This is a genomic window from Mesorhizobium sp. M1328 (assembly GCF_040318075.1).
In the GTDB taxonomy this organism is placed as follows: Bacteria; Pseudomonadota; Alphaproteobacteria; order Rhizobiales; family Rhizobiaceae; genus Mesorhizobium.
The window spans coordinates 13,975-38,995 of the sequence record NZ_JAMYLO010000027.1 but is presented as its reverse complement, the minus strand read 5'-3'; the positions used below and the strand labels follow the sequence as shown (position 1 = coordinate 38,995).

26 protein-coding genes and 1 pseudogene are annotated in these 25,021 nt (G+C 59.9%); 18 read left to right on the top strand and 9 right to left on the bottom strand.

Annotation, left to right across the window (positions count from 1 at the left end; genetic code table 11):
* Nucleotides 1-95 precede the first annotated feature (95 nt).
* On the bottom strand, nucleotides 96-698 hold the full coding sequence (locus NKH23_RS30620) for a hypothetical protein (RefSeq protein WP_353036239.1): 603 nt from the start codon (nucleotides 696-698) through the stop codon (nucleotides 96-98).
* Nucleotides 699-794: 96 nt separating this feature from the next.
* Between NKH23_RS30620 and NKH23_RS30615 the strand changes: the two genes are divergently transcribed.
* Nucleotides 795-1,367 (top strand): helix-turn-helix domain-containing protein, encoded by a 573-nt coding sequence (locus NKH23_RS30615; RefSeq protein WP_353036237.1) that lies wholly within the window; start codon nucleotides 795-797, stop codon nucleotides 1,365-1,367.
* Between the two features lie 118 nt (nucleotides 1,368-1,485).
* Here NKH23_RS30615 and NKH23_RS30610 read toward each other — a convergent pair whose 3' ends face one another.
* From NKH23_RS30610 to NKH23_RS30595, 4 genes are read right to left on the bottom strand one after another with little or no spacing between them, the layout of a single operon-like run.
* A complete protein-coding gene (locus NKH23_RS30610; protein WP_353036235.1) occupies nucleotides 1,486-2,802 on the bottom strand; it encodes a sensor histidine kinase in 1,317 nt (438 codons plus the stop codon).
* Nucleotides 2,799-3,353 (bottom strand): putative pterin-binding protein, encoded by a 555-nt coding sequence (locus NKH23_RS30605; RefSeq protein WP_353036233.1) that lies wholly within the window; start codon nucleotides 3,351-3,353, stop codon nucleotides 2,799-2,801. The genes NKH23_RS30610 and NKH23_RS30605 overlap by 4 nt, the downstream gene beginning before the upstream one ends.
* The gene (locus NKH23_RS30600; RefSeq protein WP_353036295.1) at nucleotides 3,334-4,035 is read right to left on the bottom strand and encodes an FkbM family methyltransferase; all 702 of its coding nucleotides are present in this window, start codon (nucleotides 4,033-4,035) and stop codon (nucleotides 3,334-3,336) included. Before NKH23_RS30600 ends, NKH23_RS30605 begins: the two co-directional genes overlap by 20 nt.
* Nucleotides 4,036-4,040: 5 nt before the next feature.
* Nucleotides 4,041-4,670 carry a response regulator gene (locus NKH23_RS30595; RefSeq protein WP_352509861.1) on the bottom strand — a complete coding sequence of 210 codons (630 nt, stop codon included), beginning with the start codon at nucleotides 4,668-4,670 and terminating at the stop codon, nucleotides 4,041-4,043.
* A 142-nt stretch (nucleotides 4,671-4,812) separates the two neighbouring features.
* Between NKH23_RS30595 and NKH23_RS30590 the strand changes: the two genes are divergently transcribed.
* Nucleotides 4,813-5,157, top strand: a complete 345-nt coding sequence (locus NKH23_RS30590) for an SPFH domain-containing protein (RefSeq protein ID WP_353036231.1) — start codon at nucleotides 4,813-4,815, stop codon at nucleotides 5,155-5,157.
* On the opposite strand, the gene NKH23_RS30585 is transcribed toward NKH23_RS30590, so the two are convergent.
* From NKH23_RS30585 to NKH23_RS30575, 3 genes are read right to left on the bottom strand one after another with little or no spacing between them, the layout of a single operon-like run.
* Nucleotides 5,154-5,318, bottom strand: coding sequence for a hypothetical protein (locus NKH23_RS30585; RefSeq protein WP_353036229.1), 165 nt, complete (start codon nucleotides 5,316-5,318; stop codon nucleotides 5,154-5,156). The two genes, NKH23_RS30590 and NKH23_RS30585, sit on opposite strands and share 4 nt — an antisense overlap.
* Nucleotides 5,315-5,863, bottom strand: a complete 549-nt coding sequence (locus NKH23_RS30580; RefSeq protein WP_353036227.1) for a thermonuclease family protein — start codon at nucleotides 5,861-5,863, stop codon at nucleotides 5,315-5,317. Before NKH23_RS30580 ends, NKH23_RS30585 begins: the two co-directional genes overlap by 4 nt.
* Nucleotides 5,860-6,462 carry a hypothetical protein gene (locus NKH23_RS30575; protein ID WP_353036225.1) on the bottom strand — a complete coding sequence of 201 codons (603 nt, stop codon included), beginning with the start codon at nucleotides 6,460-6,462 and terminating at the stop codon, nucleotides 5,860-5,862. The genes NKH23_RS30580 and NKH23_RS30575 overlap by 4 nt, the downstream gene beginning before the upstream one ends.
* A gap of 87 nt (nucleotides 6,463-6,549) precedes the next feature.
* Here NKH23_RS30575 and NKH23_RS30570 point away from each other — a divergent pair, with 87 nt between their 5' ends.
* From NKH23_RS30570 to NKH23_RS30495, 16 genes and pseudogenes are all read left to right on the top strand, one after another.
* Nucleotides 6,550-7,203 (top strand): lytic transglycosylase domain-containing protein, encoded by a 654-nt coding sequence (locus NKH23_RS30570; protein ID WP_353036223.1) that lies wholly within the window; start codon nucleotides 6,550-6,552, stop codon nucleotides 7,201-7,203.
* Nucleotides 7,204-7,215: 12 nt separating this feature from the next.
* Nucleotides 7,216-7,530: a TrbC/VirB2 family type IV secretion system protein gene (locus tag NKH23_RS30565; protein WP_353036221.1), complete on the top strand. Its 315-nt coding sequence runs from the start codon at nucleotides 7,216-7,218 to the stop codon at nucleotides 7,528-7,530.
* A 3-nt stretch (nucleotides 7,531-7,533) separates the two neighbouring features.
* Nucleotides 7,534-7,827 carry a VirB3 family type IV secretion system protein gene (locus NKH23_RS30560; RefSeq protein ID WP_353036219.1) on the top strand — a complete coding sequence of 98 codons (294 nt, stop codon included), beginning with the start codon at nucleotides 7,534-7,536 and terminating at the stop codon, nucleotides 7,825-7,827.
* A complete protein-coding gene (locus tag NKH23_RS30555) occupies nucleotides 7,824-10,226 on the top strand; it encodes a VirB4 family type IV secretion/conjugal transfer ATPase (RefSeq protein WP_353036217.1) in 2,403 nt (800 codons plus the stop codon). The genes NKH23_RS30560 and NKH23_RS30555 overlap by 4 nt, the downstream gene beginning before the upstream one ends.
* Complete coding sequence (locus tag NKH23_RS30550) at nucleotides 10,210-11,367, top strand: transglycosylase SLT domain-containing protein (protein WP_353036215.1); 1,158 nt, start codon at nucleotides 10,210-10,212, stop codon at nucleotides 11,365-11,367. The genes NKH23_RS30555 and NKH23_RS30550 overlap by 17 nt, the downstream gene beginning before the upstream one ends.
* A 9-nt stretch (nucleotides 11,368-11,376) precedes the next feature.
* Nucleotides 11,377-12,111, top strand: coding sequence for a type IV secretion system protein (locus NKH23_RS30545; protein ID WP_353036213.1), 735 nt, complete (start codon nucleotides 11,377-11,379; stop codon nucleotides 12,109-12,111).
* Nucleotides 12,112-12,293: 182 nt separating this feature from the next.
* Nucleotides 12,294-13,337, top strand: a complete 1,044-nt coding sequence (locus NKH23_RS30540) for a TrbL/VirB6 family protein (RefSeq protein WP_353036211.1) — start codon at nucleotides 12,294-12,296, stop codon at nucleotides 13,335-13,337.
* 78 nt (nucleotides 13,338-13,415) lie between these two features.
* Complete coding sequence (locus tag NKH23_RS30535; protein ID WP_353036209.1) at nucleotides 13,416-14,123, top strand: VirB8 family type IV secretion system protein; 708 nt, start codon at nucleotides 13,416-13,418, stop codon at nucleotides 14,121-14,123.
* The gene (locus tag NKH23_RS30530; RefSeq protein ID WP_353036207.1) at nucleotides 14,120-14,917 is read left to right on the top strand and encodes a TrbG/VirB9 family P-type conjugative transfer protein; all 798 of its coding nucleotides are present in this window, start codon (nucleotides 14,120-14,122) and stop codon (nucleotides 14,915-14,917) included. Before NKH23_RS30535 ends, NKH23_RS30530 begins: the two co-directional genes overlap by 4 nt.
* The gene (virB10, locus tag NKH23_RS30525) at nucleotides 14,917-16,380 is read left to right on the top strand and encodes a type IV secretion system protein VirB10 (protein ID WP_353036205.1); all 1,464 of its coding nucleotides are present in this window, start codon (nucleotides 14,917-14,919) and stop codon (nucleotides 16,378-16,380) included. Before NKH23_RS30530 ends, virB10 begins: the two co-directional genes overlap by 1 nt.
* Nucleotides 16,377-17,402, top strand: a complete 1,026-nt coding sequence (gene virB11 / locus NKH23_RS30520) for a P-type DNA transfer ATPase VirB11 (protein WP_502912391.1) — start codon at nucleotides 16,377-16,379, stop codon at nucleotides 17,400-17,402. The genes virB10 and virB11 overlap by 4 nt, the downstream gene beginning before the upstream one ends.
* A 13-nt stretch (nucleotides 17,403-17,415) precedes the next feature.
* Nucleotides 17,416-19,563 carry a type IV secretory system conjugative DNA transfer family protein gene (locus NKH23_RS30515; protein WP_353036201.1) on the top strand — a complete coding sequence of 716 codons (2,148 nt, stop codon included), beginning with the start codon at nucleotides 17,416-17,418 and terminating at the stop codon, nucleotides 19,561-19,563.
* Nucleotides 19,494-19,766, top strand: a complete 273-nt coding sequence (locus tag NKH23_RS30510) for a type II toxin-antitoxin system TacA family antitoxin (RefSeq protein ID WP_353036293.1) — start codon at nucleotides 19,494-19,496, stop codon at nucleotides 19,764-19,766. The genes NKH23_RS30515 and NKH23_RS30510 overlap by 70 nt, the downstream gene beginning before the upstream one ends.
* A gap of 392 nt (nucleotides 19,767-20,158) precedes the next feature.
* Complete coding sequence (locus NKH23_RS30505; protein ID WP_353036199.1) at nucleotides 20,159-21,190, top strand: IS110 family RNA-guided transposase; 1,032 nt, start codon at nucleotides 20,159-20,161, stop codon at nucleotides 21,188-21,190.
* 424 nt (nucleotides 21,191-21,614) lie between these two features.
* Nucleotides 21,615-22,523: a tyrosine-type recombinase/integrase gene (locus NKH23_RS30500; RefSeq protein ID WP_353036197.1), complete on the top strand. Its 909-nt coding sequence runs from the start codon at nucleotides 21,615-21,617 to the stop codon at nucleotides 22,521-22,523.
* Nucleotides 22,524-22,526: 3 nt separating this feature from the next.
* Nucleotides 22,527-23,231, top strand: a pseudogene (locus NKH23_RS30495) (IS91 family transposase); the annotation flags it as partial.
* 83 nt (nucleotides 23,232-23,314) lie between these two features.
* Here NKH23_RS30495 and ltrA read toward each other — a convergent pair.
* Nucleotides 23,315-24,535, bottom strand: a complete 1,221-nt coding sequence (gene ltrA, locus NKH23_RS30490) for a group II intron reverse transcriptase/maturase (protein ID WP_353036195.1) — start codon at nucleotides 24,533-24,535, stop codon at nucleotides 23,315-23,317.
* Nucleotides 24,536-25,021 lie beyond the last annotated feature (486 nt).

The following is a 25,021-nucleotide window of genomic DNA, read 5'->3' as shown; positions in this document are numbered from 1 at the left end:
TGACCTTTCGAAGCCATCGCTGTCGTCGGCGTGAATGGACCGAACAGAGACGTCTTGTGATCCTCATGGCGACTCGTCCTGCGTGATCACCTGGCTTATGGCACGTTGAGATTGAACCAGCTTTTCTGGCGTAGGCCGTTCGCGTCGTCATACTCGATGAACCAGGGCTTTCCGCGCATCGACCGAGAGATGGTGTAGTAGGTGGAGCCGTTAACAAGGGAATGCCCTCTATCGTTGCCCGTGATCTGGATTTTTGCCGTCACCAACCTGCCGTTGATTTCGATCTGGGCCTGTCGAGATCCGTTGTCATGGGCTTGGCCGAGACGACTATTCGTGAAAGTGACGGGCAGCGTGAACCTGTCGGAGCTGATACGACAGATGTTCCGTTCTTGCCTCATTCCTGGCCGGTCGGAGTCGTAGCTGCCAGCTGCTTGCCAGCCAGCTGGACAATCCTCATACTTCTCGAATCTCGCGGCGCTGGAGTTGGCTTGTGGACAGGTCGGCCAGTTAAAACCCGGTGCTTTCATCGCCGCAATCAACTTGTAGATTGGCGGGTGGCAAGAAGGAGTGCCCTGCCAGTCACCGGACAGACAGAGGAGAACCTGACAGCCCCATTCCGATGCCTGTGATTGGGATGGAAGAGCCGCGGCGCCCGCGACGGCGGCGGCACCCACCAAGAGATATTTCAGTACGATCATAGCCTTTTCCTCGCTGTGGATTCTGGTACTTTACTATGGATCATCCGCGCTAAAAAGGACAGATCGAGAAGGCAGGTTGTGCGACTACATCGATTTATGAAACGAGACATCGCGGGCGTGGTCGACAACCCGTTGCGTGTCAACATTGCGACCGTGCTGGAGCGGGAGAGAGCCAAGCGTGGCCTATCCCATATGCACATGGCCGAGCTGTTCCGCACCCTTGAAGGCGAAGGGCTCGCTTACCGAACCTACATCCAGACCGTTCGGCAGAAAAATAATGTCACATTGACGACGCTGCAGATCATGGCAAACGGCCTGCAAGTGCCTGTCGCAGAACTGCTCTCCGGCGGGAAAAAACTTCCCGAATGGGCGCGTCAGTTGGACGAAAATGCAATCCGCATGCGTCTGGCGCACATCATCGACATTGAGCGAAAACAACGCACTTTGCTCCGCTATGAGATGGCCGAGCTCATAGGCGTGGCGGAGGCGACATTCATGAAATTGGAACGCGCAAGCGGCAATATCAGCGTCGACACAATTGCGGCGATCGCCAAGGCGTTGAAACTTGATCCAGCGACCTTCCTCTTTTCCGATAAGGTCCCGCCATCAACTGATCTACCTGTTTCTGACGCCCCCGGAGGCGTAGATTCTCATTTCAGAGAGCCGTAAACTTCCAGCGTCATCATCCGTCTAAGCTGGGCTACACCGAATGGCTGGCAGGTTTTCGCCGTGATAGCGCATACCGGTGCAATTCAGGTGAAAATGGAGCAGAGCTGAGAGCTCACAGCTAGCCGCCCCACGAGTGTTCCTTTGTTCGCCCGTACCTGCGGCACGATTGCCAAAAAGTGGCTGCGGCGGAAGCCAGGGGAATTCTGACCTGTACAGTTGTGCCGACACCATGAGCACTCTTGATGATGAGCATTCCGTTCAGCGTCGAAACCATCTGAGAACATGCGGTCAGGCCAAGGCCAGTATGATTCCCGGCTCGCGTTGAAAAGAAGGGAGTAGTTGCTTTTGCAACGATTGCAGGTGGCATGCCTGAGCCCTCGTCGGCCACTTCAAGCACGAGGTAAGTGCGCGGGAAAAAGGGGCGCCGCTTGACTGTCGCGGAGATGAGAACTCGGGCGTTTTTGGCGCTCGACGAAGCGGCCAGAGCGTTTTCTATCAGCTCATTCACCACCAACCGTAACGGCGCCGCCGGAACAGGTTGCACACGCGCTTTGGAATCGACCGAAACTTGCACCAAACTGCTGCGATCGTGCGCGAGATCCTCGAGGAGTGGGCCGAGCGACATAGTGCTGGAATCTTGTGGCGCATAGGCGATCTGAAGCACACTGTTGGTGATCGATTCCAGTTCGGTAGCAGCACTGCGCGCAGCCTCAAGCATTTCGCCGCTCGGCTGCTTGTCTGGTTGTGCGTGCTCAAGGAACAGCCTCAAGGCTGTAACCCGCGATCGGGTCATATGCGCAAAGAGCGAAGCGAACGAGCGCATATGCTGGTCACGGCGAATGGCCAAAGCATAGCGCTGATGGACAACGAGATAGAAGGTAGCACCCAGGCCAAGTGCGATGGCAAAGATGAACCAGTTGCGCGAGGCCGCAATGTCGATGCTGGCGGTCTGCTGCAAGGTGGCGCTGTGATCAACGGTAGAGCTGGAAATCTCGTAAATTGACTGTTCCAGCTTGGCCATCTCGGCAATGGCTTGGGTGTAGTTTCTACGCGCTGACACAAGAGGTGCAATTTTCTGTTCGAGGGTCAGGCGAATCCGGCCCAGGAGTTCGGCGTCATGGTCGGGAAAAAAGCGGTTCAGATAGGGCACGTTTTCCAACTGCGCGACGTTGACGCTCACCAGCGCCATTTGTCGATCGATGTCCGCATCAAGCTTGCCCGTCTCGTCGGCGATGCGAAGATAACCATAGACTCGCAAAAGACGCTCGCGAATCTGTGCCGCGCGCCACTGAATCTCGAAGGTCTGATTGAGGATGGCATCAGTCTCCTGACGGTAGCGGTTCGATTGGATGAACGTCCACGCACTCAGGCCAAGCGCCGCAGCCATACCGAGATACGGCAGAACAGTGAACAAACGGCCGTTGAAGAACTTCATTGCGTGGCGCGCAGGATGACTGGGAAAAATACCCAGATCGAGTTTCTTGCGGGAACGTAGGAGGCGGGCAGCTGGTCGAAGGGCCAAACGATGAAGATGGGGCCTTTCTCTACCATGCTGATCGGGCGGAAATCCTGACCCGGCAGGCAATGTGAACCGGCCTTGTCGTTCTCGTTGCAACGACGCTCGATCGCCAGGATCGGATTATAGGACCGGATTTCGTCCATATGAATATCGGAAACGAAGTTGTCATAGGCGACAACTTTCACCTCCTGCGCGGCGGTGATTCCGGCCTTGGCAAGCACATTTGCAAGCAGTGGCCCACGATATTCGATCTTCTCGTTGTCGCTCGTCCAAGGCGTACGCGTGTCATAGGTCTGTTGCGGAAACTCTGCCCGCAGCTGCTTTACCGAAAAGATGGCGACGGTCTTGCCGCTGGCGTCTTGAACCGACACTTCGTTGGGATCGAGGGGAATTTCCTCGGCGGCGCTGGCGAGCGGAAGGGACAGGGCAAACATGACGGCGAGAGCATTACGCAACATCTTCCACATCCTCGTATTCGCGGGGGCCATCGTTCTTGGCGAAGAGCACGCAAGGTCCTCCGGAGCCCCGCGGATCGTAGGCAAATCCCTTTTCTGCTAGGGCAAGGGTGATGTTGCGGATGCCGTCAAGGCCATAGAGGTGGTCGTGCAGCTCAAGAAAGATGCGCTCGACGCCGGGCAGCTCGGCATCCTGCAGAAGTTCTTTCTCAGCTCCTTCAATGTCCATGACGAGGGCGTTTATTCGATGATCGGTGATGAAACGATCGACGTCGGCCGAGAGGATCGAAAGTTCGCGCTCATATGGTCCTTGGTCTTTGTCCGTAGAAGACATCCAAAGGTCTCGGCGAACGTAGAAGGTGAAGGACCGCGGCGGGCCTGCTGTGAGGATACCCTGGGAATATGTGACATTGTCGAGATCGTTGGCCGCTATCACGCGCTTCGCTAGTTCCGCTGTTGCGGGATTTGCTTCAAAAGCCCACACCTGAACGCCGGGGATTTTCGCGATCAGTGCGGTGATGATGCCGATACCGGACCCTAGTTCCAGTACGCGATCGCGCGCCTTGACGGCTCTGAAGATCCACTTCGCTTCCTTCGCCTCATAACTCTGGCTTTGAAGCGCTCGCCAGATGACCGGCGAGACATCCTGCGGTTCCACGGGAACTTTGATTCCATGCACGGTTAGAGAGGCCATGGCGATCATAGCCCCCGTGGGAGCGGATGGCCTTGCCGCATGAGCTTGGCGCGAGCCTGTTTGTAGTATTTCTCGGCCGAGCCGGCATCAATGGCGAGCCGATCGGCCATGAGCGAAAAGATCTCCTTGCGTTTCACGCCGGGTTCGCGATGCGCCATCATGTCGATGGCCTCCTGTTCGCGCGGTGTAAGAACAGAAAAGCGGTAATCGGGTTTGGTCATGACAACCCGCGACAGGCGCAACGAGAATCCCTTGGTGGAAATATCGTCCAGCACGTCGCTGAACACGCCGGGCGCAAGCCCGGTCTTGCCGAGATACGCGGCAGCGCCGATTTGCCGGAAGCCATCCGCCTCGCAACGGTTGTCAGAACCGGTGACGACAACATGGATTGCACTGGGTGAAGCCTCGATGATCTTGTCGACGACAGCGACGCGGTCGCCTTGTGAGGTGGGATCAAAACCGGGCAAGCCAGGATCGATCACGACAAGATCGAAATGATTGTTTTGAAGCTCGGCGGTCGCGATGTTCAGCGTCTCCGCGCCCAGGACAATGCATTCTTCGAAGCTTGCTTGCACTTCGTTCATCAGTGCCAGACGCATAAGTGTCTGGTCTTCGACCACCAGGGCACGAAACATTGGAAGCCAATCCCTCTACGCAGGCGCCCACCGCTCCTGTCTCTCAGAATTGGTCGCTTCAAAAAAGGGATGGTGTCATCCCTATTTTTCCTCACCTCCCGAGCTACCAGTATGTGAACCGATGTACGCCAGGGCGAGGACGATGCCTATTCAACAGGTCTGCAGCAATGGACAGATGGAAGCGGCTGAAGACGTCGCAAAACTGATTGCGGAACATCGTCAGAGCCTCGCTGAGCTTGAACGTCTCGGCAAGCGAGCGATGCAGGCCGAGGGCACGGACGCTATCTTGCTGGGTCAAAGGCTGGACGCGGTCATGGCGGAGGAGGCCACGGTGCGAAGGCGTGCTGCCATTGCTCCAGTAGCAACTATCGCGGAAATGAGAATGAAGGCTGCTTACTTCCAACGGCTGACGGCTCATGGCTGGTGCGAGATTGATGTCGACGATTGGCGCGCGTTGCTCGGTTCTTTCACGAAACTGCAGTCCTAGGAGAAGAGCGCTGAAATCCATGAGGCCACGGTATTCCAGGCCGCATAGAGTCCTGCCGGCACCAATATGATCGCCATGAATGCGATAGCATCGCCGATGGCGCCGTCGGTGCGTCCTTCGACGGGATAGTAATATTTTTGCGCTTCATCGTCTTGTTTCATTGTTGTCTCTCCAACCCTTGGCTCAGCAGCAGTTGCACAGGATGCTGAAACGTCGTGGCCCATAAACCTGCACGTTTCATCTTAGCGTTGATTTCCGCGACGAGGTAGTTCTCATTGACGGCTTTGCCCTTTGCTGTCGTTGCGGCAAACGCGTATCCGGTTGCTATGAGCGCTGTGCCAACGTCGATTGTTTCGCCATTCAACTGCGCACCGCACACGACAAAAACCGCCTTGTCCAGGGCGTAGCCGACTGGCTGGCATGTAACCGCCGCGCTATCGAATAGCGCAGCAAGGTGCGCAAGCGAGGTATTCCCGCAGTCGATTTTGTTACCATTTGGCTCCTCAGCTGACGTGCCTCGAATACATGACTGGACGCCATAGAGGCGGAAAAGGTCATCTCCGTCACGCCAGGTATCTCCGGTCAGCAGTTGAGCCGATTTCGATACCGCGAAGGGCCTTGGCACGACAGACTCGGATAGATCCTGGGCCTGTGCCGATGCGCAAAAACCAAGTGCGGCCAGCACTGCGATGCTCGCCTGCTTCATTCCTGGAACTGTCCACCGAGGTCGGCGGAATGCTCGAGATCGGGGCGCAGCGACTTGCCGTCCCTGTTGCGTCCGATCGCCGCCATGTGGAAAAAAATCATTTCGTCATCGTCATAGGCGACGTTGTACGGGTCGTTTGCGTTGCCCGCACCCACCAGCGAGAAACACGACACAGCGTCGGGTTCACCCTTCCTGCTTTGCAGCACAAGCGTTTTGCAAAGCACGACAGATGCACGATCGTTGTAGATTCCTTCTTCATAGTCCTGCGCGGCCTTCGTGCAGTCCCATTGCCGCGTCTTGTACGTAATCTTCGGTTTGGGGCAGGCCTGAAGGCCGCGCAGTCGATACGTCACGCCGTTGATGACGCGCTCGGTCGCCGACGGCACCTTGACCGGCGAGATGAGGGTCACCGCATCGCGCTGAAAGAGCGCGCCTTTTGCATCGTAGCGCTCGTAGACGAACACCTTCTCGCCCGGCTTCGCAAACTGGAGCAGGTATTGCTCAGACGGCTGCGCGAAGGCGCTCGGGGCGTCAGCGCCGGCAGCATAAGCCAAGGTGCCCTGGAGCAGCAAAACCGTGCAAAGGGCCGTCTGTTTCATCGAAATCCGTCCTTGCAATCGATATCGTGTTGACACTTTACTAGGGCTGCGTGTAGCCATAGTAAAGTGTTAAATTTTGGCGACACTATGAACACTCGATTCGCTCTCCTGCTCACCCTGTGTGGCGCCACGATGCCGTTCAATGCGCTCGGCCAGGACATGGCATCAGACCGCGTGGCAGTCGCCTTTGCAACGCCGGCGCAAGCCCTTGCCGCGGTCGGGGCGCAAACGCCGGGAGCGTGTAAGACCGCAAATCGTGCTGAGGTCTCCCAACTTGTGCGTTCAATCGCGCAAGAGAAAGGGTTCGACGCCGATCTGGCCGAGGCAATTGCATGGGCCGAAAGCGATCTCGGCGCCAGTCAGGGTCCCTCGAGGGCCGGAGCCCTGGGGATCATGCAGTTGATGCCGGGCACGGCGGCCGATCTAGGGGTGAGCGACCGTTGCGATACACAGGCAAATGTCCGGGCTGGCCTCCGCTATCTGAAGTCACTCTATGACGAATTCCAGGATCCGCTGCTGATGCTGGCGGCATACAACGCCGGTCCCAACAGCGTCTACAAAGCGCAGGGTATTCCGGTGAATCCGGAGACGGCGGAATACATCGTGAAAATACTCAACCGCTGGAAGTTCGGCGGTGTCGTGAAGAAGTCCGCCCTGACCAAATCCGAAACGCTCGCGGCCGCACCGGCAGCAAGCGAGGACGCTTGGCAGGATGGTCATGTCATGGATTTGGGCAACTGAAAGGAGCCAAGGGTGGAATACAGAAAAGCGGGCAAATTTGCCCTCAAACTGGCCTTGGCCTCGGCGGTCGGAATTGCTCTCGCGCCAGCCACTGCGTATGCGCAGTCGGCGGCACCAGTCGAAAATGTGCTGGAGTGGTTCGTCGGAGTTCTGCAGGGCAACATAGCGCGCTCATTCGCCATCATCGCGGTATGTTTTCTCGGCTTCCTAGCCATGACGGGCCGACTGGCGTGGATGATGGCTTTTTCCATCATCATCGGCATCGCTCTGATCTTCGGCGCTGCCCAGCTGGTGGATGCGGTTCGATCCACTGCAGGAGGCGGCTGACACATGGACGACGAGGAAGTCTATGTCGAGCCTATCAGCCTGCCGCTGACGCGCCCCCCGATGAAATGGGGGGTGCGCTATGAGGTCTTCGCTCTAAATGGCATCCTGGCGGTGATCGGCTTCATTGCCACGAGCAGTTTCATGCTCGGCCTTGGCGTGTTCGGCGCTGTGCATCTGGTCAGCGCATATCTGTGCCAGCGCGACCCCTACATCTTTCATATCTTCGAGCGGCGCGTCTCCAAACGCGGAGCGGTGGCGAACCTCACTTTTTGGGGCGCAAGGAGCTATTCGCCATGAGCCTCGATGCCGATTTGAAATTTGGCCGTGAGCGCCGGCGTGAAAAGCCCGCGGCGATGCACATCCCTTACCTTCGCCATGTCGATGACAATCTAGTTGTGACGAAGAGCGGCTTGCTCCTCGGCGTCATCCAGCTCAGTGGCCTGCCGTTCCAGACGATGGACCAGGCCGAGTTGAACAGCCGAATGTTCAACCGCAACACGACGTTCCGCAATCTCTCGACCTCTCGCTTTGCGGTCTACACAACGATCATCCGCCGCCACGTGAAGCCGGAGATCGAAGGCGACTTTGACAATCCTTTCGTGGCCGAGCTCGACGCCCGCTACATGGATGAGCTTGGGGCGAAAAACCTCTTCGTCAACGAGGCGTATCTGGCGGTCATACGCCGACCGATGGTCGGCCGCGTCGGCTGGGTGGACAAGGCCCTCAATGCGTTCCGCATCAGTACGGCGGGCGAAGAAACCCGCGAAGAGGCGATGGCCGAACTGCGTGACGTTCTCGACGGCGTCCTCAAGGATTTCACCGCTTATGGTGCGCGCCTTCTCGGCGTCGTGAAGCGCCGCGACAGCTTCTTTTCCGAGCCTGCGGAATTTTTGGCGAAGATCCTCGCCGGCGGCGTCGACGTGGAAATGCCTTTGCCGCGCATGAGCCTTGGCGATGTGCTGGCGACACGACAGCTGTTTTTCGGCAAATCCGCGCTGGAACTTCGCGGGCCCGACGAAGGCACGCTCGGCGCCATGGTGTCGATCAAGGAATACCCACCGTTTACCGCTCCGGGCTCATTGGACGGTCTCTTGCGCCTGCCACATGAGTTTGTCCTGACGCAGAGTTTCGCGATCGAAGACCGTGTAACGGCGATGCGCAGGATCAACACCATCGCGAACCAGGTCGAGGGTTCCGACGAGGCGGGCACGACGGTCGAGGAGTCAGTCCACGACGGCGCCGACAAGCTGGCCGGCGGCGAAGTCGTCTTCGGACAACATCACATGAGCGTCATGGCGTTGGCACCGGACATGACCGGGCTCAACCGTGCGCTATCCGATATCACGGCCGAGCTTTCGCGCATGTCGATCGTGCCGGTTCGCGAGACACTGAACACGGAACTGGCCTTTTGGGCGCAGTTGCCGGGAAATTTCAGCTACATCGCGCGACGTGCATTGATCTCGTCGCTTAACTTCGCCGGTCTTTTCTCAGGACACAATTTCCCGTCCGGCCAACGTGAGCGGCTGCATTGGAAACGCCCCATCGCTTTGCTCGAAACGACCAGCCAGACGGCCTACTATTTCAATTTTCACGTTCACGATGTCGGGCACTTCACGGTGTTCGGCCCGACCGGCTCGGGCAAGACCGTCGTGCTGTCGTTCCTGATGGCGCAGGCCATGCGCATCATGCCACGGCCGCGATGTGTATATTTCGACTATATGCGCGGCGCTGAAATTTTCGTTCGAGCGCTCGGCGGTCGCTACGAGGTGATGGAACCTTCCCAGCCGACAGGGTTCGCGCCATTGCAGCTCGAGGACACGGCAGAAAACCGTTCTTTCCTGGAAGATTTGCTCATCTACATTTTGACGCCGGAAGGTGGCGCGCTGGACGTGGCGGAGATGCGCGTCATCAACGCCGCCGTCGACATGATCTACAAGATTCCGCGCGAACAGCGGACCTTCGACCTGCTGCCGGAAGTGCTGCGGGGCTCGCTCACGCCTGGCATGAATGATCTGGCCGCGCGGATACAACCCTGGCTCGACCCGAAGGACAAGGGCTGGCTTTTCAACAATCCCGTCGATCTGGTTGATTTCTCCAAACCCGTAGTCGGGTTCGACATGACGAAGATCCTGGGCGACCGAAAGCTGCGCTCGGCGGCGTTGCTCTACATCTTCCACCGTCTGGAAGACGTCATCGACGGCTCGCCGATCATGCTCTTCCTCGATGAAGGCTGGAAGCTGTTGGACGACGAGGTTTTCGCCGCCTTCATCAACGAGACGCTGAAGACCATTCGTCGCCGGAACGGCGTTGTCGGCTTTGGCACGCAGACGGCGGAAGACGTCGTCAATTCCTCCATCTCGTCGTCGCTGATCGAGCAAACGAAGACCAACATTTTCTTCCCCAACCCGAAGGCCAGCAAGGAATCCTACATGGAGCGCTTCTCGTTGACAGCGAAGGAATTCGAGTTCGTGCGCCGAACCGCGAAGGAAACACGCACCTTCCTCGTCAAGCACGACAGCGACTCGATCGTCGCCAAGCTCGATTTGTCGGCGATGCCCGATCTCATCAAGGTCTTGTCCTCGAACGAAGCCAACAGCAAGGAATGCGCACGGCTCCGGGAGACCTTCGGCGACGAGCCGGAGGTGTGGCTGCCATACTTCTGCGGATGGGAGAACGAGCATGACGAAGCCGCTTAGCAGCGCATGTCTGGCGGTGGCTCTCGCGACGGGGGGAAGCATGAGCATGGCTGTCGCTCAGATCGCGGTCATCGACGATTCGAACCTCGACAAGCGGCAAGAGGACGAGCAGCACAGCAACAAGTCGGATGAAGCGAAGAAAGACGAAACCGACAAGAAGAAAAGCGTCGTCTGCACCTATTCGAACAAATACCGCTCACAGATGTTTCGCCGGTCGCCGGCCGACGCATTGCAGCGCGACGCGGGCAACGTGAAGCTAATCCGCTATTATGCGCAAAAATACGGCGTGCCAGAAGGCCTGGCGCTCTCCGTCGCCTATCAGGAATCGCGCTTCGACACATGCGCCGGGAGCCACACCGGCGTCAAAGGCGTCATGCAGCTGACCAAGGGCACCGGCAAGTCCATGGGACTGGACCGCGACGTGAACGAGCAGAATGTGGAAGGTGGTGTAAAATATCTCGGAATGGGCGTGAAGCAATGCGGGGCGACGAATTACAGCTGTCTCGCCTCCTTCTACAACGGATCGAACGCAGGCGAGCAAAATCAGTGGGCCGGCGGTGTCGGCCGTTGGAACAGCTACTTCGACGAATATGTGTCGAGTGGCAAGGCTCCGGCCGCCGCGCCTCCACCATTCTCGATTGTGACGGCCGACGGCGCAGGCGGCACGGCCCAGCACGCGGCCATGGGCGTGGTCAGGAAGGCGGCTGGCGGCCTTGATGCAAGCTCATCGCAGATGGGCGCCAACGACGCGGCGATCGACGCGCTGGCGGGCACCGTTGGCCAGGTGACGGAATACAAGGACGCTTGGGAGCTGAACTCGTCCGCTCGTGGGATCAACGCCGATGTCACCAACCAGTACCTCGCCCAGGCGGGCGACTTCACGGCGTTGCTGGCTCAACTTCTGTCGATGCAGAACGTTCAGGCATCCCAGTCGTCCAAGCTGGTGCAACGGCCGAAGAGCGGTTCTCCAAACCCGTTCTCTTGCGATCCCGCGGAACTGGAACGATTGAAGATCGATCGCGGCCGGTGGTTACCATGCGAACTTGACAACGCAGGGGCAAGCTCAGCCGACAGCCGCTCGATGATCATCACCCCCGACCCTGCTGGCGCTGCCAGCGTGATCGATTCCTTGCAGCAATAGGAGGCTGACATGAAGAAATTCACGATTACGGCCAGTCTGGCGCTTTGGGCAGGCACGGCCCATGCACAGATTGCTGTCATCGATGGCGCCAATCTCGATGTGGCCCGCAAGAATGCGGACAACACCAACTCCATCATGGACTCGAACAAGGATATTCTGAAAAAAAGCGAGGAGATCCTGCAGGCTCTCAGCGGCAGTCGTGACGGTTCGCTTGGCATCGGACAAATGGGCCTCGGCGGCAACATGTCGATCGCCCAGGCTCCGTCGTTCGGATCGATCCTGAACGGCGGTGCGCTTTCGTTTGATGGCCTGTCGCCCGAAATCCAGAAAATCGCCGGCGCTGTGATTAACGGGCTTCAGCTGGTGAAGCAGCTCCAGCAGATCGCCGGCAAAGAGACGAGCGCCGTCAACTCAGCCTACGGCGGCAGCGTCAACGTGGCCTCGCTGCTAAGCGCTTTGACCTCGCAGGCCTCGCAGGGCGTCACCCAGCGCCAACAGTCCCTGCAGTCCGCGAGCGGGCAGATCGGGCAGTCGCAGGACGTCAAGGGTTCGGTGGACCAGAACACACGAATGCAGCTGGAAAACGCGCGCGCGGTCAACGAACTGATCGGCGTCCAGAACGGTGCGGTCGCGGCCCTGAATGAGAAGCTGAAGGGGGATCTTCTTCGCCAAAGCCAGGTGCAGAAGATGATGACACCACGCAACGTCAATCCGTTCGCGGAATTTGGCAAGAGCGGAGGCTAGCACTTGTCGGGACGGGCGTTGCGCACATGCGTTGTGATCGGGCTCGGCGCAGTGCTTTTTGGATGCGCAAATCGCGAACTGAAAGCGCCGTGCGGGCCTTTGGCGTATGCCCACGCCGACGAATGTGGCGCGCTGAAGCCGGTCAATTCAACGCCGTTCGCCAGCATCATTGACGAGGATCCATGAACGGTCTCGCCGTAAGCATTCTCGGTGGCATTGACAACATCGGTCAGGACTTCGTCCGCACCGTCTATATGCAGTTGGGCAATGCGATGGGCAACGTCTTCACCCTGATGCTGACCCTCTATATCGTGTGGTGGGGCTATTCGATCCTGAGCGGGCGTGGGTCGATTTCGCCAATCGAAGCGGCCTATCGCCTCGGCCGCGCCGTCATCATCTATCTGCTGCTGACGGGATGGGGCACATTTTCCGCGACGATCTATCAGCTCGTGCAAAGCGTTCCCGACGAGGTCGGCAAGGTCATCGTTGGCGCCGTGTCGCGCGCCACCGGCAACCAGCTCAGCGACCAGGCGGCAATTCCAGCGCTGATCGACAATCTCTACCAAGGGGCCCAGGACGTCGCCAATCAGGTCTACAGCGGATCCTTCTATGACATTTTTGGTGCGCTCTTGTCGCTGCTCGTTCTGCTTTCGGCCATCATCTTCGCAGCGCTTGCCATTGCCGCGATCATCGCCGCCAAAGTGATGTTGTTCATCACGCTGGCCTTGGCGCCGATATGGATCATCCTTTGGCTTTACCGATGGTCCTCGCGCATGAGCGAAGGCTTCCTTTCGCTGACCACCTTTCTGATGATCCAGCAAGTCCTGATCTACGGCTTTCTCGGTTTCTACTTCTCGCTCGTCAATGCGGCGTTGAACACCGCCACGTCCGGCGGAGCGACCATGGACAGCAAAATGTCGCTGGTGCTGCCGCTGGTGCTGGTGACGATCATCGGGATCTACGTTCTCATGCAGATACCCTCGATCGCTTCGATCCTGAATGGCGGCGGGTATCTCAGCGCCGTGGGAGCGCGCTACTCATATGGGACGTTCGGCAGGAATACCGTGCGCTATTCCGGCGCGCGATGTGCCGCCAGCCGCGCTGCTCGCGGAGCCCGGCAACTCGCGGCAAACAGTTTCCGATCTTCGCGAGCAGCCAGGGCAGATGCCGCAACCCGGTCCGCCATCCAGCAAGGTGCGCGCGATAACGCCAGGCCTCTGGCCTAGAACACAAGAACGATCACCGATCGCGGCCTCGATCAGGATGCGTCGCGCAAACAAGGCAATAGCAAAGGGTCAATTCCAGTGGAAACACCTGCTGACCGCAGCAGCGAACTCGTCGACAAGCGCTATTACAGGGCGGGCGCGACCTGGGAAGACGACACGCACAGGTCAATGCGTCGATCGCGTACATTGGCATGGATCGTCAGCGGCGTTTCGGGACTGGTTGCGGTGCTGTCGCTGCTGGCGCTCGTGCTGATCCTGCCGCTCCGGCAATTCGAACCGTATGTTGTGGAGGTCGACAAATCGACGGGCTACCTCGAGATCATGCGCGCGCTGAAGCCTGGAGATTTGTCGCAGAACGAAGCCGTCACGGCGGCAAATCTGGTGCGCTATATCAGGGCCCGCGAAACCTACGATTCGCGTGAACTAAAACAGAATTACGACCTGGCGCAGCTCTACTCCACCGACGCCGCGTCCAAGGATTTGACATGGCTTTATACGCCTGCAAATCCACAATCGCTGGACAAGACCTATGGCCGCAATGTCACCGTCTCGGTCGAGATCAAGTCGGTTTCCCTGCTCAATCGCAACACAGCCTCGGTGCGCTTTGCCACGACGACCCGGCGGGACAATTCGTCCACGGCCGATAATTGGGTGGCAGTGATAAAATTCCGCTACACCTCAACGCCGCTCAAGAACGAATGGCGTTTCGACAACCCGTTGGGATTTCAGGTTACGGATTACCGCCGCGACCAGGAATCGGCGCCGGCTGCGGGAAGCCTGCAATGAGATGGCGCATGGGCCTCGCCCTGTCGGCCGCCCTTTTCCTCGGCATTACCCACAACGCGGCCGCACGCGACAGCCGGATCCGATATGTCACCTTCAACAATGACGACGTGACGTCGGTGCGTGCAGCTCTTGGCATTTCGACGATGGTCGAGCTCAGCCCCACCGAAGTCATTGAAACCGTCTCCGCCGGCGACACGAAAGGCTGGTCGATCATCCCCAAACGCGGATCGCGATTTCTGTTCGTCAAGCCGCTGGAGCGCGATGCTTGGACCAACGTCAACGTCGTCACCAACCGGCGCGTCTATTCTCTGCTGCTGCAGGCGACTGACAATAGCCGTGACCACGCATCCTTCCAGGTCCGGTTCAAATACCCGGACGAGGATATCAACGCGCGCCTGCTCTCACAGGCCAAGGAGAGCGCCGCCGATCCGGATTTGAAGGATCTGAACTATGCCGATCTCAACTACGACTATGCCTACAAGGGCGACGACAGCTTGAAGCCGCGCACCGTATTCGACGACGGCACCAAGGTGTTTCTGGAGTTCAGGGGTGACATTCCGGCTATTTTCGTTGTCGACGACAAGCGGCATGAGTCGCTGGTCAACGTTCGCACGCAGGGCAAATACACAATCATCGACAAGGTCGCGCGGCAATTCACCTTGCGGGCCGATGGCAAGACGCTCTGCCTGTACAACCGGGCGCGACCCAACGCTATCGACCCGGTCGAGCAAGTCTACGGTCCAACGAAACTGACAGGCGGTTCCACCCTGTTCGGATCCAGCGGAGGGCGGTGATGACCCAGATCGATTATAACCAACTGGACGGCAGCCCGACGGTCGCGCGCCGTGGTGCGGGCGTCGGTACCAGGATTGCCCTGGTCGGCCTCGGCCTAGTGCTGGTAGGCGCGCTGATATGGCTGAACTGGCCCCGGGAGCCTGTATCGCGCGACCTTCGCAGCGATGGCGAGGAAAACTTCAACCCGCCCGAGTTTCGCCCGCCGGTGTTGAACGAACCGCCGCAACCTGCCGACGGCACGATCGACCAGATCGTGGTGCCGCCACCGGCCGTCGACCAGAACGGCACGCAACAAGCCGATAATGTCGATCAGACCGTACAGGAGGGCGCGGACCTTGATGCGCAGCGGCGCGCGCTGGAGGCGCAAATGGCGGCCGAGGAGGCTCGCCGCAAGGCCGAGGCGGAAGAAGCCCGCCGCAAGGCCGCGGCTGAGGACGAGGCTCGCCGCAAGGCTGAGGCCGCCGAGCATGAAAAAGCGGTGTGGGAACGCTTGCGGTCGAACCAGATGGTGACGAGTGATCAAACCGGCTCGACAGATGCCGGCGCCCAGGCGGCGCAGGTCGAAATCGCGCCCGACGGTCAGATCATCCCGGTCCCCGGCGCCGACAGTGATCCCAACAAGGCATTCCTGGCGCAGTCTGAGGCAAGTTCTTCCAGCATTGTCAAAGCCAGGGTCTTCCGACGCACCGATGCGTTGATCCCTGAAGGAACGATCATTCGCGGCTATTTGGAAACCGCCATCAACACCGACCTTCCCGGCGCTGTGCGCGCCGTCGTGCGTGAGGATGTATTCTCCCTTGACGGCAGGCGGATCCTCATTCCGAAGGGCTCGCGCCTGACCGGGGAATACCGCTCGGGGCTTGCGCGCGGTCAGAAGCGTGTTTTCATCGTCTGGAGCAGGGTCATCCGCTCGGACGGCATTTCTGTCGATATCAAATCGCCTGGTGCCGACGCGCTCGGCCGCGGTGGCATGGGCGGCCGTGTCGATACGCACTGGCTTGAACGCTATGGCAACGCCATCATGCTTTCCGTCGTTGGCGGCGTCTCTGAATATCTGTCCTCGCTTGCCGATAGCAGCCAGGATGGACAACAGCGCCAGGTGTCGACGATCGATCCCGTAACCGGTGAGACCACGACCGTAACTTATGGTGGCAATGGCTCGCAGCGCGACGCCCGCAGCATCGCGTTCGATAAATCATCGACCGCCCTGCAGCAACTCGCGCAAGAGGCGTTTCGCGACACGCAGAATATTGGCCCGACAGTCTTTGTCGACCAGGGCACATCCATTGTCGTGCTGGTGCGGCGAGATCTCGATTTCTCGGACTTATACGCCGACCCCGTTCAGGAAGAAGTGGCGCGCCTGAAGGCAGGCGGGCGGCCGAAGACGACGATCGATCCGACGCCTCTCTACGGGACGCCGAAGGATCATTTTTATCCCGGCTATGGGAGCCCGGTAAAATGAATGCCGTGCATCCCCTCCCCGATCCTTGGGCGAGAGCCCCGGTCCTGCGCGCTCATCTGGAACCGATATGGTCCTATTTGAACGAAGATTCGGTTTCCGAGATTGCGATCAACAGGCCGGGTGAATTGTTCATCGAACGCCTCGGCGCGAAGGAAATGGAGCACGTCGTCAAGCGCGAGGTCACGCCCGGCTGGATTCGCAATATCTCGACGGGCGTCGCCTCGGCGACCAATCAGGTCATCAATGAAGAAAAGCCGGTCCTGTCGGCCGCTTTACCCTCGGGCGAGCGCATCCAATGCATCTTGCCGCCCGCGGCTCCCGAAGGCGGGGCGATCTCGATCCGCAAGCAGGTCATCATGGATATGAGCCTTGATGCCTACAAGGATCTTGGCGCCTTTGAGCACACGGCGATGGGCGCCGGCTTGGCGCTTTCAACGGAAGAAAAGCGACTTGTCGAAATGCTGCACGACACGTCGCCGATGGACTTCCTGCAATATGCGGTGCGCAACCGGGTCTCGATCGTCGTTTCAGGCGGTACGTCGACCGGCAAGACGACGTTCTTGAATGCGCTCTTGAAGGAGATCCCGGCCCATGAACGGATCATCACAATCGAAGACACCCGCGAACTGAGGCTGCCGGCCCCCAACAACGTCACCCTGATAGCCTCGAAGGGCGACCAGGGGCTTGCCAAGGTCTCCGCGCAACAGCTGCTCGAGGCCTCGCTTCGCATGCGGCCCGACCGTCTGCTATTGGGCGAGTTGCGCGGCGCTGAAACCTTCGCGTTCCTCCAGGCGATCAACACCGGCCACCCGGGTTCACTCACGACCGTTCATGCCAATTCCGCGCGGTCCGCCTACGAGCGGCTGGCGCTGATGGTCATGCAGGGCAGTACGGGCCTCTCACGAAGCGAAATTCTCGACTATCTGCGCGAGGTCATTCCGGTGGTCGTTCAGATGGTCCGCACCGAAGGCGGACGGCGCGGCATCAGCGAGATCAAGTTCACCAAGGCGGAGACGATCTAGCGGGGGCCCATCCATGCAGAAAATCGCAACAGCAATTTTCATGGCGCTCATGGCCATGGCCTTGGGCGCCCTGCTCTTCACGGTCGCCTATGCCGCGACAGATTGGTATCGGACCGGCTCACACTTCCTGTTCGACCAGCTGAACGCCAATCCGTTGCCGGTCGTTCGTCAGGCCTGGGCGGACACGATGGCGAGGAATTTTGGCCGGGTGCAATACGCCGTTGCAGCCGGAGCATTAGGGTTTCTCTTGCCACTGGTCAGCTTGTTTCTCATGCGCCCGAGAAAGCGCAATGACTCTCGCTTCATGACGATGAACGACGTATCGAAAACCGGCCTGACGAAAGTTGGCGGCGTCTTCGTCGGTCGAGCCGGCGGCAGGCTTGCCGAAATTCTGTCGCCCGGCCGCGATCAGCGCTCCGGCAAGATCCGCTTGACGCAGCGCAAGCTGATCGGCGGCAAGAAATTGTGGATTGATGGCGATGATGTCGGCGGCTTCGTCATAGGGCCGCCGCGCTCCGGTAAAGGTACTTCTCTCATCATCCCGAACGCCTTGACCTGGCCGCGTTCGCTCGTGGTTCTCGACCTGCGGGGCGAGACCTATGCGGCGACTGCCGGTTACCGTTCAACCATCAGCCGCGTGGTGCGTTTCGCGCCGGCTGATCCGGACTGCAATACCGCATGCTACAATCCGATGGACTTCATCTCGCTGGATTCAGCACAGCGTGACATCGACCTTCGCAACATCGCTGCGGCGCTGTTTCCGCGCCCCCCATCAAACGCAGACCCGTATTGGGTCAACGACGCCCGCCTCCTTTTTACCGGCATAGCGTCATTCGTCATGGAATCGCCTGCGATCCCAAACGAGAAGAAGACCTTCGCCGCAATCCTCGAGATCATGAACGGTGCCGAGCAGCCGCTCCTGGAATTCATCGGCTCGCTGCGCGAGGAACGCCGACGCGATTGTTCGCATTTCACCCTGCAAACCCTGCTGCCATATTTTGAGATGTCTGAGCGGCAGTTCTCCGGCATCTACGCCGGCGTACGCACTGGCATGGCCCCTTTTCTCAACCAGCGCCTGATGCGAGCTACGTCCCGCAGCACGTTCGATATTCGCAGGCTCAAGCGTGATCGAATTTCTCTTTATCTCGACGTGCGGCGCGAGCAGATCACGTCGCTTGGACCGTTGTTCAACGTCCTGATTACGCAGATGATGAACTTCATGTCGGAAACCATGCCGCGTCCGAACGAGCACCCGGTGCTTGTGCTGCTCGACGAGTTCCAGAACCTCGGCAAGCTGGAGAACGTGACCGAAATGGCGAGCGTGCTCGGGGGCAACGGCGTTTCCATGTGGTTCTTCGTGCAGTCGCTGAAGGCTGTAGACGAGATCTATCGCCAGGAAGGGCGCAAGACGCTCATCAACGCCGCTCGCGTGCAGATCTTTTTCGGTGCGCAGGACGCCGACGATCTGCGCTACGTTTCCGAGCAGCTCGGCGAAACGTCGGACGTGCAAAAGGACGTGACGCGCACCAAGGCGACGTTGTTCGACACGTATTACACGCGGTCGGAGCACCGCAAGGAAGTGCGGCGGCCCCTCATGCGGCCGGACGAAATCCGCACGCTCGACAAGAACAAGGTCATCATATTGCCGCGCGGCGAACTGCCAATTCTCGGCACGCGCAATTTCTATTTCGCCGACGGCCAGCTAGTCAAACGCGCGTTCATGCCCCTGCCCGCCTCGACCGACGTTTCGCGCGCGAAAAACTCTGCATTGGACTCTTCTGCGGCGGTGCCATCTCCTGCGCTCCCGACGATTGTGCCGACAGCACCCGCGTACCGCTCAGGCCTCTTGCAGACCCGCCTGCGGCGCGGCGCGACATTTGCCGCAAAAGCTGGCCGTATGGCTTCGCCGCAGGGACGGCGCGCAATCGCAGAAGAACGGCCGAAAGCAACCGATGCTGCAGCCGTACCAGCTTACGCCGCCATAGATTTTACCACGTTGGCGGCCAAAGCTGTGACAACAAGCATAGCGCCCGACAAAGAAGCAGCCGTTGCGGCGATCCTCAACAAGGTGCGCTCTCTCCGAGCCCACGCATCCGACACCGAGACTTTCGATCGAAATTTGAGCGTCGTCGAAGATACTTTGCCTGTAGTCGACGGATAGGCTACCGTGTCAAGGCCGAGGAACGGAGCCTGATTAACCGTGCCAAGGCGCGAGGGAAGAACCGAACGGATTTCGTCCTTGATGCCACGCTTATAGCAGCAGAAGAGGCCCTGCTTGACCAGGCTATCATTGCAGCCAGCCCGGATGCGTTCGCAGCATTCTTAGCCCGGCTCGATATGCCTACTGAACCTAACGAACGGTAGCGCCAAGGCCATCAGACGCCGGCTCCTGGGAGAAAGCATGACGGTTGCGGCGCCTGAACCTATGGCGGCGGATCACGACGTCCAATTATTTCTATCCAGCGTGGAAAGCCTGGATCACTGGCTAAAGCAATACGCCCCGAAATCAGACGAAAGGGGACCTGAGCTTTTGTTGCCTGCGATGGTCATCGCGTGCTGGCAGAGCGGCCTTCGCTGTGCCGATCGCCAAATGTCGTGTTTTGAGCCGATGAACGAACATGACGTAATCGCGGGAGCGGTGGCCACCAAAGCTGTGGCGTCGATGTTCGAACATCTAGCCGGCTGGCTGTCCCCCGATAGGATGAAGAACGGGCTCACGATCGACACCGGGCCCAGGCATCGAACGGAGGACAGCCATGAAGCAGTATATCGGTCTCGACGTATCCATGAAAGAGACGGCAATATCGATCCGGCAGGACGGCAAGAGGATTTGGCGGGGCAAGTGCGCGTCCGACCCGCAACTGCTCGCGGCGATGATCCGCAAGCGCGCACCGTATGCCTGGCGGGTCGTGTTCGAGACGGGGCCGCTGTCGGTGTGGTTCTACCATGCGCTGACGGCAGAGGGGCTGCCGGTGATCTGCATCGACGCGCGGCATGCCAAGGCCGCGCTCGACATGGCCGCGAACAAGACCGATGCGAACGATGCCGATGGCTTGGCACATCTGGCCGAGGTCGGCTTCTACCGAGAGGTTCGGGTCAAAGGTTTCGACAGCATGCTGATCCGCACGCTGATCACCGCGCGGCGCCAGCTTCTAAAGATGCGTTTGCAGATATCCAACCAGATCCGCGGATTGATGAAGACGTTCGGCCTCGTCGTGCCCAAGGGCGCCGGCAGCGTGTTCGATCGCAACGTTCGCGAGCTTCTGCAGGGCGAAGAAAAGCTGGCGCGCATCGTCGTGCCAATGCTTCGGGCATGGAGTGATATTCGATACCAGATAGCAGAGCTGAGCAAGCAACTGGCCGCGATGGCTCGTGAAGACCAGCACTGCCGTCTGCTCATGTCGGTGCCCGGTGTCGGCACCGTCACAGCCACCGCCTTTGCCGCGGCCGTGGAGGATCCGGCGAACTTCAGGAACTCGCGCGCCGTGGGCGCATGGGTGGGCCTGACCCCGAGACGCTACCAATCTGGCGAGGTCGATAATGACGGCCATATCTCGCGCCGTGGCGACAATCAGTTGCGCGGACTGCTATACGAAGCGGCCGCGGTCATCCTGAACCGGTCGACGGATACCAGCACCCTGCGAACCTGGGCGTTGGAGCTGAAAGAACGGCTCGGCTTCAAACGAGCCGCCGTGGCCCTGGCGCGCAAGCTGGCAGTGATCATGCATGCGATGCTCCGGACGGGCGAGCTGTTCGATCCGCACGGAGGAACGCCCGCCGCTGCCTGATCCTGCAGACGCGCTCGACTACGACGATTTCTTCAGGCCATTCAACCAATAGCGTTCTTACAGGACGCACCGAGCCGTCCCTGCCGGGACGTGGCTGAGATCATTCCGCGAAGCGGGAAGCAACTGGCCTCGTTTAGCAGATTGCGTAACGAACATAGGAAGATCTCACCTGCGAAACTCATCCTGCGGCGATCAGCTTTGCGTCGACCGCGTAGACGACCCTGTACCCGGCATACGAACGAGCATCGGCAAAAAGGACGACTGCCTTGCACCTACCCCCTTGACGGTCGGGCGATTAGACGACCCGCTGCGCGGGAGGGCGCCTGCGGTTGAGGTAGAGATCAGGAACCGGTCGTCGCGCCTGCATTGAGCGTCGTTCGGCGGCGGCAGAGCATGACGGGCTTCTTCAACAAGGAGCCTGACCATGACCCATCCTGTTCTCGAAGCTCCGATCAGCCCGCTGCGCCAGCGGCTGATCGACGATATGACCCTGCGCCGGTTCGGCAAGGAGACGCAGCGCAACTATCTCCGCGATGTCGGAAGGTTCGCCAGCTTCCTCGGCCGATCTCCGGATACGGCCACGGCCGACGACCTACGACGATTCCAGGTTGAACAGCAGGAGGACGGCGTTCCCGTTCCGACCATGAACAGCATCGTGTCGGCGCTGCGCTTCTTCTTCACCCATACGCTCGACCGCCCGGATCTGGCGCGCAGGCTCGTCCGGCTGGCGCACCCGCGCAAGCTACCCGTGGTCCTAAGCCGAGACGAGGTCGCCCGGCTTCTCAACGCCACCACCTGCCTCAAGCATCAGGCCGCGCTGTCGGTCGCCTATGGCTCAGGGCTTCGCGTCGCCGAGGTTTCGACACTGAAGGTCGCCGATATCGACAGCGAGCGCATGCTGCTGCGTATCGAGCGTGGCAAGGGCGGACGATACCGCAATGCCATGCTGTCGGCCGACCTGCTGACGCTGTTGCGCCAGTGGTGGAAGGTCGGGCGGCAACAGGGTGTCATGCACCGCGATGGCTGGCTGTTTCCCGGGCAGCATCCGATGAAGCCGATCAGCACCCGACACCTTCACCGCATCGTCGTCGAGGCGGCACAGGCCGCCGACATCGCCAAGCGGGTCGGGCCGCATACGTTGCGCCACAGCTTCGCCACCCACCTGCTTGAAGACGGCACCGACATTCGGGTCATCCAGGTCCTGCTCGGGCACGCCAAGCTCGACAACACCGCCTTCTACACCAAGGTCGCGACCCGCACGGTGCGCACGGTCACGAGCCCGCTCGACAAGCTCGGCCTGTTCAAGGAGGCAGAGATCTCGCCCGATGGCTGAGCCGTGCGCGCCTCTGTCGAGGTCGCCGACATCTTCCGTGCTGCCGGACCCGCCTACCGGGCCGTTCATGCCGGCCATCTGAGCATTATCCAGCTCAAGGTGATGTCGGCGATCGAGCACTGCCGCACCGCGGCGCTTGGCGGTCACGTCGAGGCCTGCGAGGACTGCGGCCAGTGGCGGATCGCCTACAACTCCTGCCGCAACCGGCACTGCCCCAAGTGCCAGGGCGCCGCGGCGCGGACATGGCTGGCCGAGCGCGAGGCTGACCTGCTGCCGGTCGGCTACTTCCATGTCGTGTTCACCCTGCCCGCCGAAGTCGCCGACATCGCCTTCCACAACAAGGCGCTAGTCTACGACCTGCTGTTCAAGGCGGCATCGGAGACGATGCTGACCATCGCCGCTGATCCGAAGCATCTCGGCGCGCGCATCGGCATCACCGCCGTGCTCCACACATGGGGCTCGGCGATGACTCACCACCCCCATGTTCACATGATCGTGCCGGCCGGCGGCATCGCACTCGACGGGAAGCGCTGGGTATCGTCGCGCCCGGCTTTTCTCCTTCCGGTGCGCGTGCTCGGCAAGCTCTTCCGCCGCCTGTTCCTGACCCGGCTGCTCGCGCTTCACGATGCCGGCCGGCTCGCCTTCGTCGGATCGGCGGCGCATCTGGCCGACCGACGCGCCTTCCTGCGTCATCTGAAGCCTGTTCGCAGCAAGCGCTGCCGAGTAGGTGGGGGCGTTACTGCCCCCACCCCTCACAGACCCGGACGTGCAGTTTTCCCGCATCCGGTTCCTCATGGTAGAGTTTCGCTCACGGTGGCAAACGAATGAAGAATTCTGGCTGGCGGCAGCGGATGGCGTTTCAGGATTTCGTTGAGGCGGGTCCATCGGAACACGCTTTGACGATCTCGCCGAGATAGCCATTTCTGCCATATCCTCACGACCTGGTGGGCGAACCATCGCAATCGCCGAGCATTTCCCCCGACGCCATAATAGGCGAAGTGGCCCCGCATCATGGACGAGAGATGGCGATGCTGATCGCGGATCGACCAGTTCCGGTGTTTCCGGCACCAGTCACTTACCGCAGCCAGCGCACGGGCAAAACGGCTCTTGGCCGTGACTTGCATCACCATGTCCTTGCCTCTGCGCGACCGTCCCCACACGTGGGTCAGGCCGAGAAAGTCGAACTTGGTGCCATCCGTCTTCGGATGCCGTGTGCTCTCCGTCCTTCGCGGGCGAAAGTCGACAAGACGCGTCTTGTCGGGGTGGAGCGTAAGCCCGAACCGTCCAAGACGTTTGTCCAGCACTGCCAGGACACGCTGGGCGTCGACGATGTTGTCGAACGCCATGAGCGCATCGTCAGCGTAGCGGGCAATGGTACAGCCCCCACGGAGCCGCGGCCGCACCTCGGTCTCGAACCATTCGTCCAGCACGTGGTGCAGGAAGATGTTCGAGAGGCAGGGCGAGACCACGCCTCCTTGCGGGGATCCTTCGGCCGTTCGGCGCAGAAGACCGTCTTCGACGGCTCCTGCGTTCAGCCATTTATCGATCATCCGTCGGATGACGCCGTCCGTGACTCGCTGGTCGAGGAACGCCCGGAGGTGAGAGTGCGGAATCGAGTCGAAGTACTTCTGTATGTCGAGATCGATCACCCAATAGAGCCGCTTTGCCCACAGCACGTTCTGCATATTGCGGAGCGCCTGATGGGCCGAACGGCCCGGTCGGAACCCATACGAGCAGGGGTAGAAATCCTCCTCATAGACGGTCTCCAGCACCATCGTAATGGCGCGTTGCGCCACCTTGTCCTCGAAGGTCGGAATGCCGAGCATCCTTTGCGACCCATCCGCCTTGGGTATATAGGCCCGCCGGACCGGCGGCGCACGATATCGGCCGGACTTGATGCGCTCCAGGAGCTCCAGAAGTCTGGTCTCCAGGTTCATCTCATAGTCCGCCGCCGTGACGCCGTCGATGCCAGGGGCACCATCCTTGCGGGTCAGCCGGTAGGCCTCCTTCATCCAGTCCAGATCGATGACATGGTGGAGCGAGCACAACGCCACACCCCGTTTCGTCCTCGCCAGTTCGGCTATCCGTTGTCGGTTCGTAGACAGGTTTGTGGGGTTCAGAGCCCCCTCCCATGTTTCAGGTCAACGGTTCTCTACACATGACGCCTCCCTTCGCTCCGTCGGGTCCCGGTGAGCCCAGTTCCCCGTCTTCACCGCTACTATGAAGGCGCTACGACTTCCCGCTCACGCATACCTGCTCCCTTATAGTTTCGGTCACAGGCCCCACATGCGCCTCCCATGTTCGTGCTCGCCGAGGCGCTCCCGATGAGCGTGGAGGACGCTCATCGAGCCTGGACCCATGGTCAACCGGCGGTCCCTGTTCCGGCGTACTTCGCTTGTGGACGTAAGCGGGATCTCACAGGTTCCCTGGCGATCCATCCCATGCCTTTGCCCTGCTCCAAGACCCCGGCCGAGCCGCCAGAACCTCGCCCCTGGCGG

Bases quoted from the DNA above. Each gene is read 5' to 3' on its own strand.
- NKH23_RS30620 (WP_353036239.1), bottom strand. From the start codon at position 698: ATGATCGTACTGAAATATCTCTTGGTGGGTGCCGCCGCCGTCGCGGGC.
- NKH23_RS30615 (WP_353036237.1), top strand. From the start codon at position 795: ATGAAACGAGACATCGCGGGCGTGGTCGACAACCCGTTGCGTGTCAAC.
- NKH23_RS30610 (WP_353036235.1), bottom strand. From the start codon at position 2,802: ATGAAGTTCTTCAACGGCCGTTTGTTCACTGTTCTGCCGTATCTCGGT.
- NKH23_RS30605 (WP_353036233.1), bottom strand. From the start codon at position 3,353: ATGTGGAAGATGTTGCGTAATGCTCTCGCCGTCATGTTTGCCCTGTCC.
- NKH23_RS30600 (WP_353036295.1), bottom strand. From the start codon at position 4,035: ATGGCCTCTCTAACCGTGCATGGAATCAAAGTTCCCGTGGAACCGCAG.
- NKH23_RS30595 (WP_352509861.1), bottom strand. From the start codon at position 4,670: ATGTTTCGTGCCCTGGTGGTCGAAGACCAGACACTTATGCGTCTGGCA.
- NKH23_RS30590 (WP_353036231.1), top strand. From the start codon at position 4,813: ATGCCTATTCAACAGGTCTGCAGCAATGGACAGATGGAAGCGGCTGAA.
- NKH23_RS30585 (WP_353036229.1), bottom strand. From the start codon at position 5,318: ATGAAACAAGACGATGAAGCGCAAAAATATTACTATCCCGTCGAAGGA.
- NKH23_RS30580 (WP_353036227.1), bottom strand. From the start codon at position 5,863: ATGAAGCAGGCGAGCATCGCAGTGCTGGCCGCACTTGGTTTTTGCGCA.
- NKH23_RS30575 (WP_353036225.1), bottom strand. From the start codon at position 6,462: ATGAAACAGACGGCCCTTTGCACGGTTTTGCTGCTCCAGGGCACCTTG.
- NKH23_RS30570 (WP_353036223.1), top strand. From the start codon at position 6,550: ATGAACACTCGATTCGCTCTCCTGCTCACCCTGTGTGGCGCCACGATG.
- NKH23_RS30560 (WP_353036219.1), top strand. From the start codon at position 7,534: ATGGACGACGAGGAAGTCTATGTCGAGCCTATCAGCCTGCCGCTGACG.
- NKH23_RS30555 (WP_353036217.1), top strand. From the start codon at position 7,824: ATGAGCCTCGATGCCGATTTGAAATTTGGCCGTGAGCGCCGGCGTGAA.
- NKH23_RS30550 (WP_353036215.1), top strand. From the start codon at position 10,210: ATGACGAAGCCGCTTAGCAGCGCATGTCTGGCGGTGGCTCTCGCGACG.
- NKH23_RS30545 (WP_353036213.1), top strand. From the start codon at position 11,377: ATGAAGAAATTCACGATTACGGCCAGTCTGGCGCTTTGGGCAGGCACG.
- NKH23_RS30540 (WP_353036211.1), top strand. From the start codon at position 12,294: ATGAACGGTCTCGCCGTAAGCATTCTCGGTGGCATTGACAACATCGGT.
- NKH23_RS30530 (WP_353036207.1), top strand. From the start codon at position 14,120: ATGAGATGGCGCATGGGCCTCGCCCTGTCGGCCGCCCTTTTCCTCGGC.
- virB10 (WP_353036205.1), top strand. From the start codon at position 14,917: ATGACCCAGATCGATTATAACCAACTGGACGGCAGCCCGACGGTCGCG.
- virB11 (WP_502912391.1), top strand. From the start codon at position 16,377: ATGAATGCCGTGCATCCCCTCCCCGATCCTTGGGCGAGAGCCCCGGTC.
- NKH23_RS30515 (WP_353036201.1), top strand. From the start codon at position 17,416: ATGCAGAAAATCGCAACAGCAATTTTCATGGCGCTCATGGCCATGGCC.
- NKH23_RS30505 (WP_353036199.1), top strand. From the start codon at position 20,159: ATGAAGCAGTATATCGGTCTCGACGTATCCATGAAAGAGACGGCAATA.
- NKH23_RS30500 (WP_353036197.1), top strand. From the start codon at position 21,615: ATGACCCATCCTGTTCTCGAAGCTCCGATCAGCCCGCTGCGCCAGCGG.
- ltrA (WP_353036195.1), bottom strand. From the start codon at position 24,535: ATGAAGGAGGCCTACCGGCTGACCCGCAAGGATGGTGCCCCTGGCATC.